We start from the raw sequence: 21580 nt of genomic DNA, 5'->3' as shown, positions 1-21580 counted from the left end.
TGTATACGCCCGTCAGCGGATTAAAGCTTAGTTTTCTCGCGATTAATCGCCGTTTACATGCTTAAATTGCAACTTAACCAAACGCTGATACAAGTTACAGGTTTCCATCAACTGAGTGTGATTACCCACATCGACCAACTGTCCGTGGTCAAACACCGCAATACTATCGGCATGCTGAATCGTCGATAATCGGTGAGCGATAATGATGGTGGTTCTGTTACGCATAAGTTCTTCTAGCGCCTGTTGGACATGATGCTCACTTTCGCTATCGAGGGCGCTGGTCGCTTCATCAAGAAGTAAGATATTAGGATCTTTTAAGATGGCTCGAGCAATCGCGATACGTTGACGTTGACCGCCAGACAAACGCACACCTCGCTCCCCTAAGAAGCTGCTGTAACCCTCTGGCAGGTTGATTATAAAGTCATGAGCATGAGCTTTTTTGGCCGCTTCAATCACCTGTTCATCCGTAGCATTTGGATTGCCATATCGAATGTTATAGAACACATTATTACTGAACAGCGCAGGCTGCTGCGGCACTAGCGCCATGTGATCTCTGAGTACATTTGGCGACAGTTTTTTTATGTCGGTATCACCAAGCAAAATCTGCCCTAGCTGTGGGTCGTAAAAACGTTGAAGTAGTTCAAATAGCGTACTCTTGCCCGCACCAGATGGGCCAACTAGCGCCAATACTTTGCCTTCCTCGGCTTGCAAGGTTAAGCGCTCTACCGCAGGTGTATCTGGACGCGATGGATAACAGAAATAGACATCCTCAAACTTCACTTCTGCTTTGAGCGTACTATTTGAAATAGGTTGAACAGGCGCAGTGATGTCGCTTTTAACTTGCAGAATCTCAACTAACCTTTCCGTGGCGCCAGCGGCTCTTTGTAGCTCACCCATCACCTCAGAAATCGTTGCCAGTGAAGAGGCGACCATAATCGCATAGAAGACAAAAGCACCTAAGTCACCGGCCGACATGGTGCCATTAATGACATCATTACCACCGACCCAAAGCATCCCAGAAATAGCGCTAAACACAATGACAATCACCCCTGAGATAAGGATCGCACGCTGCTTCACTCGCTTACGGCCAATCTCATACGCTTTCTCTACTTCTTCTGAGAAATAGGCTTTCTCTTGAGGTTCACGACTGAAACTTTGCACCGTTTTTATATGTTCAATCGCTTCGCCAGCATAACTACCCACATCCGCCATAGAATCTTGGCTTTGACGCGATAACGCTCGCACCTTGCGGCCATAAAATAGAATTGGAACCAGTATGAATGGAACTGAGGCGAGTACGATAAGCGTCAGTTTAATGTTGGTCGCAAACAGCATCACAATTGCGCCCACGCACATCAGCGCACTTCGCATCGCCATAGAAAATGATGAGCCAATAATGCTTTGCAGTAAGGTGGTATCGGTAGTGATGCGAGACATGATATCGCCACTACCATTGGTCTCGAAATAGCTTGGATGCAAGGTCACGACATGATTAAACACCGCTAGGCGGATGTCCGCACTGACCCTTTCCCCTACCGAAGATACCAAATAGAAACGGAAGAATGTACCAATCGATATCAGCACCGTAATGAGAAGAATAAACCCGATGGCACTTTGCAATTGTTGCGTAGATTGCTGGGCAAAGCCTTGGTCAATGAGAATACGTACCCCATGGCCAACGGTTAACGTCAGGGATGCCGTGGCCACCAGCGCAACCAGTGCTGCGCTCACTTTAAGGCGATAAGGCTTTATGAACTTGAGCAGTTCAAACAAGATTCCGAGGTTTTTCTTACCATCTTCTGGACGACTCGCGTCTGACGCTAAATTTGAGGTCGCTTGCATCAATGTTCCTTATGAGTCATCTCTATACCTATCTATAATGATTGGGGCTTTATGTAACATCACAAGCTATCATGAGCAATTGTGTGCGCTGCAGCTCAAGACGATTTACCTTCAGAACTTATTCAAGGCACAAAAAAGCCCGACCGAAGTCAGGCTTTCAAATCTTGCTAACGCGTCAATTATAGGAAGTGGAATGTCGCGTTTAGAGAGAAGTTCTTCACGTCTTCTTCTTTCATAGAGAATACGTTGTAGCTTGCACCTAGAGAGATAGGACCCATAACAAAGTATTCAGCGCCTACACCGTACATCATGTCAATTTCGTCTTCTTTAAAGCTGCCGCCACTTAGCTCGTAAGAGTGAAGACCCGCTTTCGCGTATACGTGCAGTGGACCAAAATCAATACTTGGTTTTGCTGCGAAGTAGACTGCAGAACCTTCTAGGTTGCTATAAGTTACGTTACCATAATTAACGTTGTCGAAATCGCCAAAGTTTTGGTAACCCGCTTCTAGACCGATGAAAGGAAGAATACCAGTACCTACGTGTACATTGTAAGACGTAGATGACTCGTTGCCTAAGTCAGCTTGACCCACACTTGCGCTACCGTAAATCCAAGAATCAGCAGAAGCTGTAGCAGATGCGCCGATTAGAGCTAGCGCGAGTAGTGTCTTTTTCATAATAAACCTTCTCTAGTTATGTTCGCAGAGGCTTTGGTGGCAAGCCTCTGCCATTATAGTCAAAATTCCGATTGATACTAAATAGTTAAGCAATAAACGTGCCTAGCAAGCGTCGATAGCCATTTTTACACGTTTATCAGAGACCGGATATGGCGTACCGAGTTGCTGAGCAAAGAAGCTCACACGCAGTTCTTCGAGCATCCAACGCACTTCTTTGACATTGTCTGGCACCACCATCCCTTTCGGAATCTTATTCAATAGTTCTTTGTAGTCGTTGGTCACCGACTCAATTTTGAGCATGTGCAAGCGATCTTTGTTCGGATCGATCGGCAGTTTCTCCATGCGACGTTCAATCGCCTTCATGTAGCGCAGAATATCGGGCAGACGTTTCCAGCCACATTCGGTTGCAAAGCCCTTGAATATCAAGCTCTCAATCTGCGCTTTGATGTCAGAGAGTGCGAATGCCATGGTGAAATCAATCTTACCTTTGAGCTTCTTGTTGATATTAAACGCCGTAGTCAGAATCGTCTCGACTTGCTGCGCTATTTCTACCACAGTGTCACCTAATTCGGCTCTTACGTGCTCTTTTAACGCTTCAAATTGCTCCGATTCCCACACGATACCGCCTTTCTCTTCGATCAGCTTATCGACACCACAAGCGATACAGTCGTCAATCAGGTCAAGCACCTTGCCATAAGGGTTAAAGTACAGACCTAACTTTGACTTATTCGGTAAGTTCGAGTGCAGATATTTAATCGGCGAAGGCACATTGAGCAAGACCAAACGACGTTGGCCCGCCTTCATTGCGGTAACCTGCTCATGCTCGGTTTCGTAGAGCTTGATCTCAACGCTGTCTTTGCTATCAACAATCGCCGGGTAGGCTTTCACATCGTAGCCGCCACGTTTTTGTTGGTACACTTTAGGCAGTTCACCAAAGCTCCATGTGCGCAGACCTTGTTGCTCGATATCATCATCGGCCACTTTTGATAACGTCTCTTGAACCTTATCTTTTAAGCTTTCTTTCAGCTCATGCAGGTCGCGGTTCTCTTTGAGCTTACGATTGCGATGATCGACAGCACGGTACGTCACTTTTAGGTGATCCGGCACTTGGTCAAGATTCCAATCTTCACGCAAGACTTCAACACCCGTCATGCGGCGCAGTTCTTTCTCTAGTGAGTCAAGTAGTGGCGCTTCCATCGCAGTGGCACGCGCAAGGAATGCATCAGCGTAGTTTGGCGCTGGAACAAAGTTCTTTCGAATCGTCTTAGGCAGAGACTTAATTAAGCTCACCACCAGTTCATGTCGAAGACCTGGGATCTGCCAATCAAAGCCCGCAGGCTCTACTTGGTTTAGGATCGGCAGCGGCAAGTGTACGGTCACACCGTCGTTATCTTCACCTGGTTCGAATTGGTAGCTAAGTTTTAGCTTAAGGCCGTTTTGGTGCCAGAAGTTCGGGTAATCCAAATCCGTTACGTGGCTTGCATCGCCTTTGAACAGCATCTCTTTTTCAAAGTTAAGCAGCTCTGGATTTTCTTTCGATGCTTTCTTCCACCAGGTATCGAAATGTTTACCTGAAACAACCTCTGTACCTACACGCTGATCGTAGAAATCAAACAGTTCATCATCATCAACCAAGATATCGCGGCGACGTGACTTGTGCTCTAGCTCTTCGACTTCAAGCAACAGCTTACGGTTCTGTTTGAAGAAGGCATGTTTGGTTTCCCACTCCCCTTCAACCAAAGCGCTACGTGTAAAGATCTCGCGGCTGACTGTCGGATCAATGCTGCCGTAGTTCACCAAACGTTTTGGTACGATTGGCACGCCATACAGCATCACCTTCTCATGAGCCATGACAGCGGCACGTTTCTTCGACCAATGCGGTTCACTGTAGCTGCGTTTAATGAGGTGTTTGGCAAGTGGCTCGATCCATTCTGGTTGGATCTTGGCGATAATACGGCCCCAAAGCTTAGACGTTTCCACCAGCTCTGCAGACATGATCCACTTAGGCTGCTTCTTAAACAGACCCGAGGCCGGGAAGATGTGGAAGCGAGCGTTACGCGCACCTTGGTACTCGCTCTTCTCTTGGTCTTTTATACCGATGTGCGACAACAGGCCAACAAGAATGGCGGAATGTACACCTTGGTAACTTGCAGGTTCATCGTTCAGTTTGAAATCCATTTCACGCATTGACTGGTGAAGCTGGAAGTACACATCTTGCCACTCACGAACACGTAAGTAGTTTAGGTAATCTTGCTTACACTGCTTACGGAATTGGTTGCCAGACAACTGTTTCTGCTGCTTCTGGATGTAATCCCACAAGTTTACAAACGTTAAGAAGTCAGACTCTTCATGGAAGAATCGTTTATGTTTATCATCAGACGATTGTTGCTTATCACTCGGACGCTCGCGTGGGTCTTGAATCGACAGCGCAGAGGCAATGATCATCAGCTCTTTGGTCGCACCATATTTTGGTGACTCTAAAACCATCCGAGCCAAACGAGGGTCGATAGGCAGACGAGCAAGTTGCCGACCAATGCTGGTCAGGCGCTTCTTGCTGTCCTTCGCTTCTGCGTTAATCGCCCCAAGCTCTTCAAGCAGGCGAACACCATCTTGAATGTTGCGTTTATCTGGCGCTTCAACAAATGGGAAAGCTTCGATATCACCTAAGCCCAATGCCGTCATCTGCAAGATAACCGAAGCTAGGTTGGTACGCAGGATTTCAGGATCGGTAAACTCAGGGCGTGAGTTAAAGTCGTCTTCAGAGTAAAGACGAATACAGATACCCTCTTCCACACGACCACAACGACCTTTACGCTGGTTTGCACTCGCTTGAGAGACAGGCTCAATCGGTAAGCGCTGAACTTTGGTTCGATAGCTGTAGCGGCTGATACGCGCCGTACCCAGATCGATCACATACTTGATGCCCGGAACCGTTAACGAGGTTTCCGCTACGTTGGTCGCTAATACGATGCGACGACCAGAATGAGGTTGGAAAATCTTATTCTGTTCACCAGCCGACAAACGCGCATAAAGCGGTACAATTTCTGTCGACTTAAGGTTACGTTTCCCAAGAGCATCTGCCGTGTCACGGATTTCTCGCTCACCGTTCATGAAGATCAGGATATCGCCTAACCCTTCATCACACAGCTCATCCACCGCTTCAAAGATACCTTCTAGCTGATCACGATCGACATCGTCATCACCACGCAATGGGCGGTAGCGAGTTTCAACCGGGTAAGTACGGCCTGATACTTCAATGATCGGCGCGCTGCTAAAGTGCTTAGAGAAACGCTCAGGGTCAATGGTTGCTGACGTGATGATCACTTTAAGATCTGGGCGACGAGGAAGCAGCTCTTTCAAATAACCCAAAATAAAGTCGATGTTTAAGCTACGTTCGTGCGCTTCATCGATAATGATGGTGTCATATTGATTGAGAAAACGGTCATGTTGAATCTCTGCCAGCAAAATACCGTCAGTCATTAATTTAACTTGGGTATTTTCAGAGATCTGATCGTTAAATCGAACCTTGTAACCAACAAACTCACCGAGCTTGGTTTCCATCTCTTCTGCAATGCGGTTCGCAACCGAACGAGCAGCAAGACGTCTTGGCTGAGTGTGACCAATTAAACCAAATTGACCACGACCTAACTCGGCACAAATTTTTGGTAGCTGAGTGGTTTTACCCGAGCCCGTTTCACCTGCGACAATCACGACTTGGTTTTCAGCGATCGCTTTTGCAATATCGTCTTTCTTCTGGCTAACAGGAAGAAGTTCTGGGTACTCAATGGTTGGTGTGTAGCTAGCACGTTGCTCTACATCCATCATGGACTTAGCAATGTCTAATGCGATTTCGTCAAACACAGCATTACGTGACGCTTCTTTTTTTATTTTGCTTGCGCCAGCAATACGTTTACTTAAACGAAATCGGTCTTTAATCATGCACTGGTTGAGTGCTTTACGAAGAGAAGCCGCGTTGTTCGCCTGAGCTTTTTCTTCAGGTGCGGCTGATTTTTCTGGCTGTGACGACGTCAAAGCATTACCTATTCTTTTTATTCGATAAACGGTGATGATTGTATCACAAAACTATACTAAAACGCCTACAAACCGAGGCTTGTAGGCGCTGTATCGATTGACAGTTCTAATTAGAAGTCAAACTGAACATAAATCGAGTTGTAGTTACTGCCGCCTTTGATTCGGCCGTATTGAGACGCTTGCTCAAAAATAGCACTACGGTGGTGAAGCGAGTAGCCGACCCACATATTGTCTAAATCGCGATTGTTAATTAGGTCGCCGACATTCATATCAAATGAGAAATCTAAGTAGTTTAGCAGGTTACTTGGCGTGTAACCTTTCTCTTCCATCTCGGTACCTTCAATGTAGGTGATGTTATCAATGTAAGAGACACCTTCCGCTACACCAAAGCGCCATTTGGTTGGCCAGTTGAATGTGTAGTAAGCCTTAATCGCCGCCACGTATTCTGTTGATGAAGATTGAACATCTGAAGACCAGTGATGAATGAGGCCCGGCGTCAGATAAATATCAATCGGCAAACCAAACAGCTCATCGGTCAAGGGGTGGCCATAAAACACCGAGGTAAGTTGGTTGTTATACGGATCTTTTTCCGAGTTGAACTTCATAATGTCGCCAATGTTTGATGGCGTTGCCCAACCATGAGCCAGTCGAAGATAGCGCTTATTGGTTAACTCAGACTTTTGGGCTTTCTTCTTGTCGTTGAAGAAACCAAAACCCACGTAAAATTCGCCTTGATGCCGGTCTTCAACCACATAAGAGTCATACGCTGCATCGTCTAATCGAGTCACGCTCGCCGCACCGAGTAAGTATAAGTTTTCATAGACATGGTAACGTGCACTCACACCAACGTTCACATCGACACCAGCACCGACGCGCTCATTGGTGTACTTCGAGAATGCGTAATATTCGCTGTTAAAATCAGCATCTTTATAACGAAGTGTTGCGTGAGGTTTGATCTCCCAATCGTCAAACTCAAACTGTGCAGACGCCGTTAAGTTGCCGTGAAAACGAAAATCTTTGTCTGACATGAGCTCTGTGTCTAATGCCCATTGATCATTAATGTGGTATCGCAGCTGACCACCAATATCAATCGCGTCCCCTTCATTAGCATTTTGAGACGAAGCCGGAATATCAACGAATCTCAAACGCATCAATGCGTTCAGTTCAAACTGCTCATCTTCACTCTCAAATAAGTAAGCACCGCCTTCTAAGCCGTCGATATAGACGTGCTCACCTTGAAAGAACATCATAGGAACAAATGTGCCTACCGTCTGGTCACCGTTTCCTGTCACAAATGGGATGGAAGCGGTGCGATACACCGCAGCAATGCCCCACTCTTGTTCACTTACAGGCTTGACCTCTTCGGCATAAGAAAAGGTTGAAATTGCACCACTGATCGCCATTGCCAATGTTGGAAGACGCTTATAATTTGACATTTTTTGTCCAAAAGTACCGAAGACACTCAAATAATGACCAATTAAACTGCTTAAAGCTTATGTTTCTTGGCCATTGGTCGTTAAAATATGAATATATAATCCATCAAATCAAAAAATTGTGAAAGCCTCAGACTTAAAAAGATTACTCGACACGTTACCTAATGACATCGACCCAGATATCGTGACGGGTGAAGAGTGGCTACCAGAACGTTTAGTCGACGCGTCTCATGACGGTGAACTGATGTTCTTAACGTTTGATTCTGCGCCCGAAGAGAATCAAGGTGATGAGGAAGGTCGTGGCTTTGTCGAACATGAAATTGAGATGATTCGCGAGCGCTTCGAACAGATCCTTACAGACAACGAAGATACAAAAACCAAAACGGACGCCATGCTTGCGCTATTTTTGATGGGCCATGAACTTTCTAGCTCCGAGATCATCGAAATACTCGAAGATCCCGAAGTCCCAGATTCTCCAGCCGAGTAGTAGATGAATAAGCAGTTACCTTTTCTTATTGCAGGACCAATTTTACGTAAAGCCACGCCAGAAGAATTGGTATTTTGGCTCGTCACTAGCCAACCTTTGCAAGGCCGATTTGAATTAAGCCTTGAGCCACAACAAGGGCTTATCTTTGAACAAGACTTAGACCAATGTACTCAACTGCAGCTGGGTCAGCGTTGCTACCTTACCTTGGCGAATTTTAAAGGTTCATTCCCCGCAGATGTCGCATTAAGTTACGAATTCCTTACCTCTGAGGGGCGTTTAACACAGCTGTACCCAGAGTTGCTTTATGGCGATGAGCAAGCGCTAACCATTAAAATCTCGACCAAAGCTGATTACATATTACATGGCTCATGTCGCAACCCGCACCACCCAAGTCCTGATGCGTTAGTCAGCGCAGATAACAAAGTGGCGAGCCAAGCCATTGAAGATCGCCCTGATATGCTGATGATGAGCGGCGATCAGATTTACGCAGACCACGTAGCAGGCCCAACGCTTGATGCCATCATCCAAACCATCGAACTGCTTGGCTTACCGGATGAAACTTTCGTTGATTCGCCAATCGGGTCTGGCTCAGAGCTTTATGCTCACCCAGATTGTTACTACGGCCGAGAGAAGATCTTACCCCACTACGTTGATGACGGTAGTTTACTGACAAAGCTCTTCCCACATCGCAATGTGCCTATTTTTAGTTCTCGCGAAGCCGAAAACCATTTGGTGACCTTCTCTGAGTTTTTTGCCATGTACTTATTGGTGTGGTCGCCAACATTGTGGCCATACCTCAAGACTACTAGGCTGCATGATGAGCGGTTTACCCACGCAGGTCATACGCTAGAGCCAAAATGGCAGCAACAATGGCGCGATGAAAAAGCCATCATTGATGATTTTGTAAAAGGTTTGCCCAATGTTCAGCGCTTATTTGCGCACATTCCAACTTACATGATCTTCGATGATCACGATGTCACCGATGATTGGAACTTAACCATCGGCTGGGAAAAAGCAGCCTACTCCAACGCTTTCTCAAACCGCATCATCGGTAATGCCCTGATCGCTTATTGGTTGTGCCAAGGTTGGGGCAATGAGCCCGACAACTTTAATCAAGAGTTTCTTTCGGTTGCTGACAGATTTATCTCTGATCCTGGAGCAAAGCGTCAAGACGAATTTATTCAATACCTTTACACATTTGAACGCTGGCACTACACCATTCATACCTCTCCAAAGGTAGTGGTTCTCGATACTCGAACTCGACGTTGGCGTTCTGAATCACGAATGAACAAACCGTCTGGCCTAATGGATTGGGAAGCACTGATTGAGTTCCAGCATGAGCTTATGCACCAGGATAAAGTCGTCGTTGTATCCGCTGCGCCCATGTTCGGCGTTAAAGTGATCGAAGCATTACAAAAAGGGGCCACGATTGCCCGTCAACCGCTATTGATTGATGCTGAAAACTGGATGGCTCACCCTGGCAGTGCCAACACGCTACTGAGTATCTTTACTCACACCAAAACACCGACTAACTTCGTGATTTTGTCAGGGGACGTTCACTATTCGTTTGCTTACGACATTAAGTTAAGGTTTAGACGCAATAGTCCGAATATCTACCAGATCACCTGTAGTGGATTTAAGAACCAATTCCCTGAGCCTTTACTGGCGATTTGTGATCACGCTGACCGCTTGCTCTACTCACCTCGTTCGCCACTCAACTTCTTGACCAAACGTAAGCGACTCAAGATTAAGAAAAGAGATCCTAATACCGAGGGGCGTCGTAGGTTAGTTAATACCAGTGCAATTGGTGAGCTCAAATTAGACGCTCATGGCAAGCCACAGCGAATCTCCATTTTGACTGGCGATGGAAAAGAATGGGACTTTCCGCCGATTGAAGAAAAGTAAGGTTTCTGTAAAGAGCCTTGAGTTGTGATTCGATAAGCACTATCTATATCAGAAATACATAAATAAAGGCCAACGATATGCTCAATTCAATTACTTCACTATTTAAGCAACTACTAGAAGGTAATGACCTTGGCCATTCTGCGCAAGCGGATACTAACTTAGCAATCGCCTGCTTACTCTGTGAAGTCGCCGGGGCTGACCATCAAATTGAAGCGGTTGAAGTGGAAGCGAAGAGGCACTTGTTGAGCAAACTACTCAATATTGATGAAACCGCTGCTCAAACCTTACTTTCAAGAGCGGAAGCGAGCAGCAAAGAGTCAGCATCTCTTTACGACTTTACCTCGCAGCTAAGAGAGCTGAGCCAAGAGACTCGGTTTGAGTTGATTAAAGCGATGTGGGAAATCGCCAATGCCGATGGCAACATTGACCCGCTTGAAGACTCGGTGATTCGAAAAACCGCTGAACTGCTTTACGTTGACCACAGCGAATTTATTCGAGCGAAATTAGCAGTAACGCAATCCAACGATTCTGACTAACTCAGGCCCACAATCACACTCTGACAGACACAAAAAAGGAGCATCTCAGTGCTCCTTTTTCTTCTAAAACATTGTCAGTGCCAGTTTAGCAAGGTTGTACGCGTCAACATAACCTGAATGCTGTCGCCCTTCCCATTCAATGCCTTTGGCTTCTTGTGCCGCTTTATGACCAATGCGTTTGTCTTTTAGACGATTCTGAATGCGGTACAGTGTCGCTAAGTTAATGAACTCTTTGAACGGCAATTCAATGCCCTTTTCTTGACACTCTTGAATCAACACTTGGTCGTCACGCCCCCATGCAGCATAGATTTTATTCGAGCCACCGAAGTTCTTCACCATCGACTTAAGCACTTCTTCGAGTGGCCGACCTTGCTTCTCGACTTTACGAGGAGTGATCCCCGTTAATTGAGCACAAAACAGCGACACTTCATCATGTTCTGGTTTCACGTAGTATTGAGCTCGCTTAACAATCTCACCTTTTACAAGGTCAATTTCAGCTAGCCCGACTTCAATGATTTCGCCAGTGGTACCGACACCGTTTTCATTCCAGCAGCACATCTCTAAATCGAAACAAACTACACGGTTATGGTTCATGATTCGCCTATCTTCTCAATGTTTAGAAAGCGCAAAAGTCTACATGAGATTCACGCAAAACTCGAACCTTGCGCTTTCAAATGGTCAGTTATTCTGCAATCGTGACGCAATTGCGCCCTGCTTGCTTACTTTTATAAAGCTGAGTATCCGCCTTTTGCAGGATTTGTTCTCCTGTCTCTAGCATTCGAATCGCGGCACCGATACTCAACGTGCAGCGAATACGATCGGCACCAAATTCATGGATAGACGTTGCAACAGCACGACAAATGTTGTTCAGATAGTCATACAACTCACTCGATTCTGTTTTGTCAGAGATAATACAAAACTCATCGCCCCCCATCCGAACAAACACATCGCCTTCATCCAACTGCGCTTTGACAATGTCGGCCACAAACATCAGCATTTCATCGCCCGCGACATGGCCGAAATGGTCATTGATCAATTTGAATTTATCAATATCAAAACCCACTAATGCAAAAGTCTGTTCGCTTTGTACTTTCTCAGCAAGAAAACGATTGAATGCGCGGCGGTTATAAAGCCCCGTCAAGGTGTCGTGGTCAACCATAAAACGCAGTTCTCCAGTACGCACCTCAAGAAGTTCTGCCAAGCGTTCTTTCTCTCGGACCAATAGCATTACAATAAAGCTAAGCAGTGCCGCGATAACGAAACCCGCTACCGCAATTGAAGCCAATGAAAAGCGCTCACTCTCGGTCACGCCTCTTGCCAGTTTAAAGTCAATTAACCACTCCCGATTGGGTAAGGTCACTCGTTTGGTAATTTCAATACCTTGCGTGTCTGCCCACCCTTCACTCTCAAAAAGAATGGGGTCATCTTCAGCGTCAAAACCCATGTCGATTACTTTGATCAATAGGTCTTGTTCTGTCGCGGTTCTTTTTACAATGCCTTCAAAATACTTAGTGGTTCGAATAACACCGATAACCACCCCAAGTAAACTTTGGTCGTTTTTGATATCGAAGACTGGGTGGTACACCAATAATCCCGTTTTTTGCAGGCTCCGATCCAATCCATCTTGCAATAGACGAACCTTGTCAGACACGTTTGGCTCACCGGTTGCCATCAGCGCATCGACCACCAATTGGAATCGTAAACGTGAAGAATAAAAACCTAACAACCCTTGGTTAGCCTCTGATCTTGGGTAGATGTCAGAGGCAACATAAATCGCTTCATCATTCGGCATGATGTAGCCCTTGGTTTTCGGCCCATCTTTAGGAACGGTGTAGAGTTCAAAATTAGGGAAGGTTTTACGGGTTTTAGCAATATGAGCTTCTAGATCCGCCTTTTCTACTCGCTCCATCCATTGTAAGCCGATCAAGGTGTCAGACTGAGACAAAAGCTCCTCAGCAAAAATAGGAAAACGATACCAGTGGCTTGGCTTGGTAGAGTGATAAAAGTTGGCTCCGGAGCCGATGAAATGCAGATCGCTTTCTATCACTTTTTGCAGATTCTCAGCCTGCTGCGCTGCTAAGTTCTCCACCATTGAAACAGTATGTTGATACTGGGTTTGATAGACAAATCGTAAGGCATAGGCAGTCACCAACGCTGTAAAGACAAAAGTCAGCGCTGGGTATAACAGTTTCTTGTTCATCAATTGTGGCATAGTAAAACGGGTAATTACCGTAGGTCTCAAGTCTGACCACATTGTATCCTTATCAATTTAGATACTTAAAGCACTATTGGCATTAGAGTTAATAAATACCGAGGGTGTCACTCAATTCACTGAGCGCCTCCCCAAATTCGCTCAAAAACAGACCAACCGAACGAGCAAAACCAAGATATACGCGGTTTTAATAGCAGAGAGACGACTTGATTATGGTACTATTTGCCCCAATTTATCAGAACAAATAGGCTCTTAGCTTCGTCTACGAGTCCAAGTAGAGATTGAGCTAATCTCTCAGTACATTAAACAAAAGAGAATTGTCATGATCGTCGATTTACAAATGATCCCTCAAACGTTCGATATGCTTCACGCGGGCCTTACTGCATCAAGCGTACTTCTGCTTCTAATCGCTGTTTCACGTAAGTCAAAAGTGGTTGAGAAAGTCGTAGAGAAACCGGTTGAAAAAATCGTTGAAGTTGAAAAACCAGTCGAAAAGATCGTTGAAGTTGAAAAAGTGGTCGAAGTAGAGAAAGTTATCGAGAACGTCGTGGAAGTTGAATCGAAACTGGCGACGGCTTCTACTGACTCTGCAATGCAGTTGCTTTCAATCATGCAGCAAGAAGCGCGTTTAATTGATTTCCTAAAAGAAGACCTGACTTCATTCTCAGATGAAGAAGTGGGCGCAGCCGCTCGCGTTATCCACACTGGCGGCCAGAAAGTTCTTGCTGACTACGTAACGCTTGAGCACGTTCGCAGCGAAGAAGAAGAGACTCGCATTACGGTTGAAGAAGGCTTCAACCCACAAGAAGTTCGCCTAACCGGTAACGTAACCGGCAGCGCGCCATTCCACGGTACGCTTGTGCATAAGGGCTGGAAAGCAAGCGCGATGAACCTGCCTAAGCTGGCGGAAAATTACGATGCGTCAGTGATTGCTCCTGCCGAGGTTGAGCTGTAATGGAAAATCACATTCAAGAACAGCAAGCGCCACAATTTAGTGTCGGTATTGACTTAGGTACAACCCACTGCGTGATCTCTTACGTTGATATAACGGTTGAAGAAGCTCGTGTTGAGGTAATGCCTATTCCTCAGCTAACCGCACCTGGCACAGTCGAAACTCGCAGCCAGCTAGGTTCTTTCCTGTACCAACCTCATGAACATGAAATGAACCCTTCATCTCGTGTTCTTCCTTGGTCATCGGAGCCAACAGCATTGTTGGGTGCTATCGCTCGTAACCTGGGTTCTAAAACACCAATTCGCCTAGTAGCCAGTGCCAAATCTTGGCTATGTCACGGTGGCGTAAACCGCCGCGATGCGTTCTTGCCAGCAGGCAGCCCTGAAGAAGTAGAAAAGGTTTCGCCACTTCGTGCGACGGAGCTTTACCTAGAGCACTTAAAGCAAGCTTGGGATCATGCAAACCCAAGTCACCCTCTTGCCGATCAAGATGTCACGATTACTGTTCCTGCATCATTTGACCCTGCTGCTCGTGATTTAACGGCAGAAGCGGCTCGCAACGTAGGCTTTGTTCATCTAACGCTTCTCGAAGAGCCTCAAGCTGCGCTCTACAACTGGATTGATAACAGCAACGACAAGTGGCGTGATGAAGTCAATGTCGGTGACATCGTTCTTGTTGTCGATGTTGGTGGTGGTACGACTGACCTTTCTTTGGTGGAAGTAACGGAAGACGAAGGCAACCTAACATTGAGCCGTATTGCAGTAGGTGAACATATCCTACTGGGCGGCGATAACATGGACTTAGCGCTTGCGTACCGCCTGAAGATGAAACTGGCTCAAGATGGCAAAGAGCTACAGCCTTGGCAGGTTCAAGCGATGACGCACGCTTGCCGTGATGCAAAAGAAGCCTTACTGAACGATTCAGAGCTTCAATCTGTGCCAATCGTAGTCCCTAGCCGTGGTTCTAAGCTGCTAGGTGCAACACTGAAAACTGAACTGACTCAAGAAGAAGTTCAACAAACATTGGTTGACGGTTTCTTCCCTAAAGTGGCAGTAACAGAACACCCTGTTCAACGTAACCGTGGCGCACTGACTCAAATGGGTCTGCCTTACGCTCAAGATGCGGGTATCACTCGTCACATCGCGGCATTCCTAACTAAGCAAGCAAACGCTCAAAATGGCGAAGCCGCGCCAGCGCAAGAGTTCAACCCATTTGCCAACATGCCGGGTATGCCTGGTGGTGACGCGGCGCCTGCAGCTGATTTCATCAAACCAACCGCAATTCTATTCAACGGTGGTGTTCTAAAATCAACACTGCTTGTGAACCGTTTAGAAGAAACGATTAACGAATGGTTAATTGATGCTGATTCTGAAATGGCGAAGCGCCTAACGGGTGTAGACCTAGACCTAGCGGTTGCAAGTGGCGCTTCATACTACGGCAGCGTTCGTCGTGGACAAGGCGTTCGTATCCGCGGTGGTATCGCATCAAGCTACTACGTAGGTATTGAAAGCGCGATGCCAGCAATCCCTGGTATGGCACCACCGATGGAAGCGCTATGTGTTGCACCATTTGGTATGGAAGAAGGGTCAAGTGTGGATGTACCAAGCCAAGAGTTTGGTTTGATCATCGGCCAACCGGTTAACTTCCAGTTCTTTGGCTCTACCGTCCGCCGCGAAGATCTTGCAGGTACTCACCTTGATCATTGGGGTCAAGATGAGCTTGAAGAGCTTCCAGAAATTCAAGTCACGCTCCCTGTATCTGAAGGGCGCCGCGAAGGTGAAGTGGTTCCAGTGACCCTAGCCTCTCGTGTGACTGAACTAGGTACTCTGTATCTTGAAGCTATCGCAACAGACAATGGCCAAAAATGGCACGTTGAATTTGATGTTCGCGAAGATTCAAACGCAGGTGCTGACGAACAAGCATAACGTTTAAACGGCACCCAAATGGGTGCCGTTATTTTTATTGTCTCTCCAATGGCAGCATAAGGTTTTTTATGGCTTCTCCCCGCTTTCTTGTTGGTATTGACCTTGGCACCACAAATACCGTGGTTGCTTACTGTGAAATTACTGACGATCTTCAACAGTCCGAAGTTTCCCTTTTCGACATTGACCAATTAATTGGCCCGGGTGAAGTGGTGCGTAAACCGCTACTGCCCTCTTTTCGTTATCACCCAGCGCAAGGTCAGATCTCGCCAAATGACCTCACTCTCCCTTGGGATCCTCAGCCAATTGCAGGCGACATTGCTCAGGTCATTGTGGGTGAATGGGCACGAGAGCTAGGGGCGAAAGTAGAAGGCCGCCAAGTGTCCAGTGCAAAGAGCTGGCTATCTCACCAAGCGGTTGATCGTAACTCTGAAATTCTTCCTTGGGCAGGCGCAGCAGACGTAGAGAAAGTCTCGCCAGTTATCGCCAGTGCCAGTTACCTCAATCATATTCGTTTAGCTTGGAACTACCGCAACCCGAGTAACCGCCTTGAAGAACAAGATGTCGTGGTTACGGTTCCTGCTTCGTTTGATGAAACCGCGCGTAAACTCACCCTTGAAGCCGCAGAACTGGCTGGGCTCAGCAAAATCGTCCTGCTTGAAGAGCCGCAAGCTGTTTGTTACGACTGGTATTCACGCCACCAGCAAACTGCTACGGATGAACTCAAAGAGTTACCGCTAATCTTAGTTTGCGATGTCGGCGGTGGTACTACCGACTTAAGCTTAATTGAAGCGAGTTTCTCGTCTAAAAACGGTGAACAAGACGAACTTGGCCTTGACCGTATTGGTGTGGGTGAGCACCTAATGTTGGGTGGTGATAACCTCGATTTAGCGTTAGCTCATCTGGCTGAAAGTCGCTTTAACCAGAGTAAAAAGCTTAACGCTGCCAGTCTGACAAAACTTATTCAGCAAACACGCAAAGCGAAAGAGCAACTGCTTTCAAGTGAAGCACCTGAAGAGGTGAAAATCACCATGCTGGGTAGCGGATCTAAACTACTCGGCGGCACAAAGAGTATTGGTTTAACCAAACAAGAAGTGCATCAAATCGCGTTAGATGGCTTCTTCCCTCTGTCTAACTTCGAAGATACCCCAGACAAACGCCGCAGTGCGGTGGTTGAGTTTGGATTGCCTTATGTCGCTGACCCTGCAGTCAGTAAACACGTTGCTGAATTTCTTAACCAGCACCAACAAGTCTCTTATTCTGCGCTTAAGCAAGAGGACACCTCTACACCTGCGATCCCTGTTGGCTTACTCTTAAATGGCGGTGTCTTTAACAGTGAGCTTGTCACCGAGCGTGTTACCCAATTACTTGGAGATTGGCGTGGCTCCCCTGTCACGGTGCTCGATAACCCTCACCCTGACTGGTCTGTGGCATTAGGTGCCGTGGCTTTTGGTAAAGCGCGCCGTGGTGCACAGCTGAAGATCGGTGGTGGTGCTGCTCGTTCTTACTTCTTACATCTACAAGAAAAGAATAAGATGGGTAAAGCTCTCTGTTTGCTTTCTAAAGGCACAGAAGAAGGCCAAGAGATCCGGCTAAGTGGTCGCCGATTCTCTCTAACATTGGGCGAGCCGGTACGCTTTAATCTCTTGACCAGTACCCATGACACATTGACGAACAATACCGCGATTCAAAACGGTGTGATGGTCGATGTGGATGCAGACCTGTTCGCGCCACTTCCTCCGTATATTTCGACCTTGGAAGGTGAAGGTGTTGAACTCCAAGCCAACCAGAAAGAACGTGTTGAAGTACAACTGGCTTGCCAATTGACTGAGGTCGGTACGCTCAAGATGGAATGCGTCCATGTTGATGATGACAGCAAGCGTTGGGCGCTCGAGTTTGAAGTGCGCAACCAGAAAGCCGATGAGTCTGAACAAGAGGGTCTCCACCCTCGCCTGTCGGAATGTAAAGAACTTATTTCTCGCATTTACAGCGGCAACAAGAAAAGTGGCGATTCCAAAGAGATCAAAACTCTCGCTAAAGAACTAGAGAAGAAGCTAGGCAAACGTGACGAGTGGGACTTCACTACTCTGCGTCACCTGTTTGATGCTTTTGCGCTTGGTCGAAAACGCCGTCGCCGCTCTGAACCTCACGAGAAGAACTGGTTGCGTTTAGCCGGATTTTCACTGCGACCTGGGTTTGGCGATCCAACCGACTCATGGCGTATTGAGCAAGTATGGGGACTCTACCAGCAAGGTATCCAGTTTAAGAATCACCAAGGTTGGACCGATTGGTGGGTGTTCTGGCGACGTATCGCCGGTGGCTTAAGCCAAGAGCAGCAAGAAACCATCTTGGCTGACATTGCAAAATACCTGCACCCAGGCGCGATGAAGAACCCTCAATCAGCGAAAGCGGCTCAAGATATGGGTTACGAATCGATGGTTCGTTTAGCCGCATCGCTTGAACACCTGGATGTTGAAGACAAGGTGCTGCTTGCGCAGTGGTGTCTGTCTAAAGCAATCAACCACAACCAATTTGAACAAGCGAATTGGTGGGCATTAGGTCGTTTGGCTTCTCGTACGCCACTTTACGGTAGCCAACACAACGTTATTCCTCGTGAGCAGGTTGAACAGTGGTTGCCGAAGCTGATGGAACAGAATTGGCAGAAAGAGCCAATGATTGCGTTTGCGGCGGTGATGATTTGTCGTAAGACTAGCGATCGTCTGTTTGATATTTCAGACGACTTCCGTACACAAGTGGTTGAGAAGCTCAAACAAAGCAAAGTCCCTGACTCTTGGCTGTCACTGGTGACGGAAGTTAAAGAGCTTTCAGAAAGCGAATCAAAACGTGTCTTCGGTGATGCGCTACCAAGCGGCTTAACATTGGTGAATAACTAGGGTCTGTTGATCCTAAACACACCTATCTATCGGCTGCCAGAGCATTGGCAGCCGCCTTTTTCAAATGAGATATTGGCGATGAACAGACACTCATTTTCAGGTTTGATTACCTCACTAGCTTGCTTAATGGCTTGTATCTATTTGCTAGCATCCGATACCCACTTCCCAGTCATTCAATGGCCTTATGAAGCATTTCAAGGTCTGGTTTTTTCACTGGTGTGGGGTTTTGGCGTCTCAGCGACCGTTGGCTACGTCTATGCCACACTCATTACAGTGACACTTGTCACCATCAGTTTTGCTATCGGACACAAGATCTCGCGTATAACATCAAAAACCAACAACCAATAACGAGCCCGAATGATGAAGCCTTTTCTGATTCTTTCTATTTCCTTACTTCTCAGCGGCTGTCTCGGCATGCCGAAAAGCGTCACACCCGTTGAAAACTTTCAGCTCGATCGTTATTTAGGGACTTGGTATGAGGTCGCTCGTTTAGACCATTCCTTTGAGCGTGGTCTAGACAATGTAACGGCCACTTACTCGATGAGAGAAGACGGCGGCGTTAAAGTCATCAATAGAGGTTTCTCAGCAGAGAAAAATGAGTGGAAGGAAGCGGAAGGCAAGGCGTACTTTGTTGAAGATTCTGACCAAGGATATCTCAAGGTTTCGTTTTTCGGCCCATTCTATGGCGCATATGTGGTGTTTGAACTCGATCAACAAGCTTATGAGTATGCCTTTGTTTCAGGGCCAAATAACGACTATTTATGGCTGCTCGCAAGAACGCCAAACGTGAGTGAAGAGATTACTGACCAATTCATCGCTCAAGCAAAACAGCATGGTTTCGATACCAGTCAGCTGATTTTTGTAAACCATGACTGATCGGAGAATTTACCATTGGCATTAGAAAAGTTTGACGACATTTATCAGCGCGCCGCAGAAAGAAAAGGTGGAAAAGAGCAGCTTGAATCGCTGTTGAGCCCATCGTTAAATCGCGAAGAAGTGGCTGCCATCCCCAATGATCGCTGGCTGGCTGCTTTCAGCATGAAAGTCTTTCAAAGTGGCATTTCGTGGAAGGTGGTACGCAATAAGTGGCCCAACTTTGAAGAGGTCTTTTTTGGTTTTAATATTGGCCCACTGCTGATGCTCTCAGATGAGCAATGGGACAATAAAGCCGCTGATACGCGCATTATTCGTCACCATGCGAAGGTGAAATCCATTTTGGCTAACGCGCAAATGATCCATGAAGCCAGCTTAAAACACGGCTCGTTTGGTGAAATGGTGGCTAACTGGCCAAGTGAAGAGATCACCAGCCTTTGGTTATACCTTAAAAAGCATGGTAACCGACTCGGTGGTAACACCGGCCCTTACAGCTTACGCCAAATGGGAGTGGACACCTTTATCTTGTCGGGAGACGTCGAAAGTTATCTGCGCAGCTATAAGATTATTGAAGGTGGCCGTGACACCAAACGCTCACTTGAAGCAGCAAGTCATGCCTTTGCTCACTGGCAGCGAGAGAGTGGTAGAACACTAACACATATCAGCCAAATTATTGCTTACAGCACGGGTGATAACCGAGTTCTGTAAGCTCTACTATTGTTGTTGTTCTAGCCACTGATTGGAGGTGATTCGATACAAGCAGTGGTGCTCAAGTTCATGGCCTTTAGGTAACTTAGGATGACGGAAGTTCTGCCCAGTGTTTTTCATGCCGATCTTCTCCATAACTCGGCGAGATGGCTCGTTTTGCAAGGCAGTAAAAGAGTACACCTCGCTCAATTTGAGCTCAGTGAACGCAAATTTTAAAGCGGCACGCGCAGCCTCTGGCGCGTAGCCCTTTCCCCAATGTTTCGAGCTCAGACGCCAGCCAATCTCAACCAGCGGCGCATTTGGGAACCCTGACTGAGCATCTTGTCCTAGCAGTCCAACAAATCCAATAAACTCATTGGTTGATTTCAGTTCTACTGCCCAAAACCCCCAGCCATGCTTTTCAATGTACGCATGAGCTCTGCCAATCTGCGCCAACGTCTCTTCTCGGTTTAACGTCGAGGGGAAGAAGCGCATCACTTTCTCATCTGCGTTCATCGCGATGTAGGCTTCTGTATCTGAAGGTTGCCATTGTCTTAGGCGTAGTCTGTTCGTTTCAAGCATTTCCATTCCTTTGTTTCTACGTTGCTAGTTCTAAGCTCTAAGCTTTAAGCTCTAAGCTCTAAGCTCTAAGCTCTAAGCTCTAAGCTTTAAGGTTGAAGTGTTTTGATGAGTTTCTCACACAAAGTTTTCAGCTGGATAAGTTCATCAAGCTCAAGTTGAATGTGACACTTCATACTTTCAGGAACGGCGAACGCTTCTGATTTCAAGTTTGCTCCAGCTTCGCTCAGTTTAAGCACTCGTACTCGTTCATCTGTCTCACTACGGCCTCTAACAACAAAACCTTTCGATTCTAGCCGTTTCAGTAACGGGGTTAGCGTTCCTGAATCTAGGTGTAGCCTTGCCCCCAAATCTTTTACGCTGATGCCATCCGTTTCCCAGAGCACCATCATGACCAAGTATTGCGAATAAGTCAGGTCTAACTTATCAAGCAACGGTCTATACGTGCGAATAACCGCGTTTGCTGCGCTGTACAATGGAAAACAAACCTGATTGTCCAACAGTAAACGTTCGTCGCCATTCACCTTTCTATCCTTTTCACACGCCGCCATC

General features: G+C 46.7%; 17 protein-coding genes. 9 read left to right on the top strand and 8 right to left on the bottom strand.

What is annotated here, in order from left to right; translation table 11 throughout:
• Positions 1-42: 42 nt before the first annotated feature.
• From EJ063_RS07345 to EJ063_RS07330, 4 genes are all read right to left on the bottom strand, one after another.
• Positions 43-1842: an ABC transporter ATP-binding protein/permease gene (locus EJ063_RS07345; RefSeq protein WP_126573498.1), complete on the bottom strand. Its 1800-nt coding sequence runs from the start codon at positions 1840-1842 to the stop codon at positions 43-45.
• A gap of 179 nt (positions 1843-2021) precedes the next feature.
• Positions 2022-2516, bottom strand: coding sequence for an outer membrane beta-barrel protein (locus EJ063_RS07340; protein WP_126573497.1), 495 nt, complete (start codon positions 2514-2516; stop codon positions 2022-2024).
• 102 nt (positions 2517-2618) lie between these two features.
• A complete protein-coding gene (hrpA, locus tag EJ063_RS07335) occupies positions 2619-6548 on the bottom strand; it encodes an ATP-dependent RNA helicase HrpA (protein ID WP_439333267.1) in 3930 nt (1309 codons plus the stop codon).
• 110 nt (positions 6549-6658) lie between these two features.
• Entirely contained in the window at positions 6659-7951 is a 1293-nt protein-coding gene (locus EJ063_RS07330) for a MipA/OmpV family protein (RefSeq protein ID WP_244225171.1), read from the bottom strand.
• A gap of 151 nt (positions 7952-8102) precedes the next feature.
• Here EJ063_RS07330 and EJ063_RS07325 point away from each other — a divergent pair, with 151 nt between their 5' ends.
• From EJ063_RS07325 to EJ063_RS07315, 3 genes are all read left to right on the top strand, one after another.
• Positions 8103-8468: a VC1380 family protein gene (locus EJ063_RS07325; RefSeq protein ID WP_126573492.1), complete on the top strand. Its 366-nt coding sequence runs from the start codon at positions 8103-8105 to the stop codon at positions 8466-8468.
• 3 nt (positions 8469-8471) lie between these two features.
• A complete protein-coding gene (locus EJ063_RS07320) occupies positions 8472-10373 on the top strand; it encodes an alkaline phosphatase D family protein (protein WP_126573490.1) in 1902 nt (633 codons plus the stop codon).
• Between the two features lie 77 nt (positions 10374-10450).
• The gene (locus tag EJ063_RS07315) at positions 10451-10909 is read left to right on the top strand and encodes a tellurite resistance TerB family protein (RefSeq protein WP_126573488.1); all 459 of its coding nucleotides are present in this window, start codon (positions 10451-10453) and stop codon (positions 10907-10909) included.
• A 63-nt stretch (positions 10910-10972) separates the two neighbouring features.
• Here the strand turns inward: EJ063_RS07315 and EJ063_RS07310 are convergent, their stop codons facing one another.
• Positions 10973-11503: a 3'-5' exonuclease gene (locus EJ063_RS07310; RefSeq protein ID WP_126573486.1), complete on the bottom strand. Its 531-nt coding sequence runs from the start codon at positions 11501-11503 to the stop codon at positions 10973-10975.
• Between the two features lie 88 nt (positions 11504-11591).
• Complete coding sequence (locus EJ063_RS07305) at positions 11592-13121, bottom strand: sensor domain-containing diguanylate cyclase (RefSeq protein ID WP_126573951.1); 1530 nt, start codon at positions 13119-13121, stop codon at positions 11592-11594.
• Between the two features lie 322 nt (positions 13122-13443).
• Here EJ063_RS07305 and EJ063_RS07300 point away from each other — a divergent pair, with 322 nt between their 5' ends.
• From EJ063_RS07300 to EJ063_RS21135, 6 genes are all read left to right on the top strand, one after another.
• Positions 13444-14076, top strand: a complete 633-nt coding sequence (locus EJ063_RS07300) for a DUF2760 domain-containing protein (protein ID WP_126573484.1) — start codon at positions 13444-13446, stop codon at positions 14074-14076.
• Positions 14076-15998 (top strand): Hsp70 family protein, encoded by a 1923-nt coding sequence (locus tag EJ063_RS07295; protein WP_126573483.1) that lies wholly within the window; start codon positions 14076-14078, stop codon positions 15996-15998. Before EJ063_RS07300 ends, EJ063_RS07295 begins: the two co-directional genes overlap by 1 nt.
• 68 nt (positions 15999-16066) lie before the next feature.
• Positions 16067-18889: an Hsp70 family protein gene (locus tag EJ063_RS07290; protein WP_126573481.1), complete on the top strand. Its 2823-nt coding sequence runs from the start codon at positions 16067-16069 to the stop codon at positions 18887-18889.
• Positions 18890-18967: 78 nt separating this feature from the next.
• Positions 18968-19237 carry a hypothetical protein gene (locus EJ063_RS07285; protein WP_126573479.1) on the top strand — a complete coding sequence of 90 codons (270 nt, stop codon included), beginning with the start codon at positions 18968-18970 and terminating at the stop codon, positions 19235-19237.
• 12 nt (positions 19238-19249) lie between these two features.
• Positions 19250-19765 (top strand): lipocalin family protein, encoded by a 516-nt coding sequence (locus tag EJ063_RS21140; protein WP_208640365.1) that lies wholly within the window; start codon positions 19250-19252, stop codon positions 19763-19765.
• Positions 19766-19780: 15 nt separating this feature from the next.
• Complete coding sequence (locus EJ063_RS21135) at positions 19781-20470, top strand: DNA-3-methyladenine glycosylase I (protein WP_208640361.1); 690 nt, start codon at positions 19781-19783, stop codon at positions 20468-20470.
• A gap of 6 nt (positions 20471-20476) precedes the next feature.
• On the opposite strand, the gene EJ063_RS07275 is transcribed toward EJ063_RS21135, so the two are convergent.
• On the bottom strand, positions 20477-21031 hold the full coding sequence (locus EJ063_RS07275) for a GNAT family N-acetyltransferase (RefSeq protein ID WP_126573477.1): 555 nt from the start codon (positions 21029-21031) through the stop codon (positions 20477-20479).
• 86 nt (positions 21032-21117) lie between these two features.
• Positions 21118-21579: a transcriptional regulator OhrR gene (gene ohrR / locus EJ063_RS07270; protein ID WP_126573475.1), complete on the bottom strand. Its 462-nt coding sequence runs from the start codon at positions 21577-21579 to the stop codon at positions 21118-21120.
• Position 21580 lies beyond the last annotated feature (1 nt).

This window comes from Vibrio aquaticus (genome assembly GCF_003970385.1).
Lineage (GTDB): Bacteria > Pseudomonadota > Gammaproteobacteria > Enterobacterales > Vibrionaceae > Vibrio > Vibrio aquaticus.
Note: the sequence above shows the minus strand (reverse complement) of the source record. Positions and strands in the feature narration are given on the sequence as shown.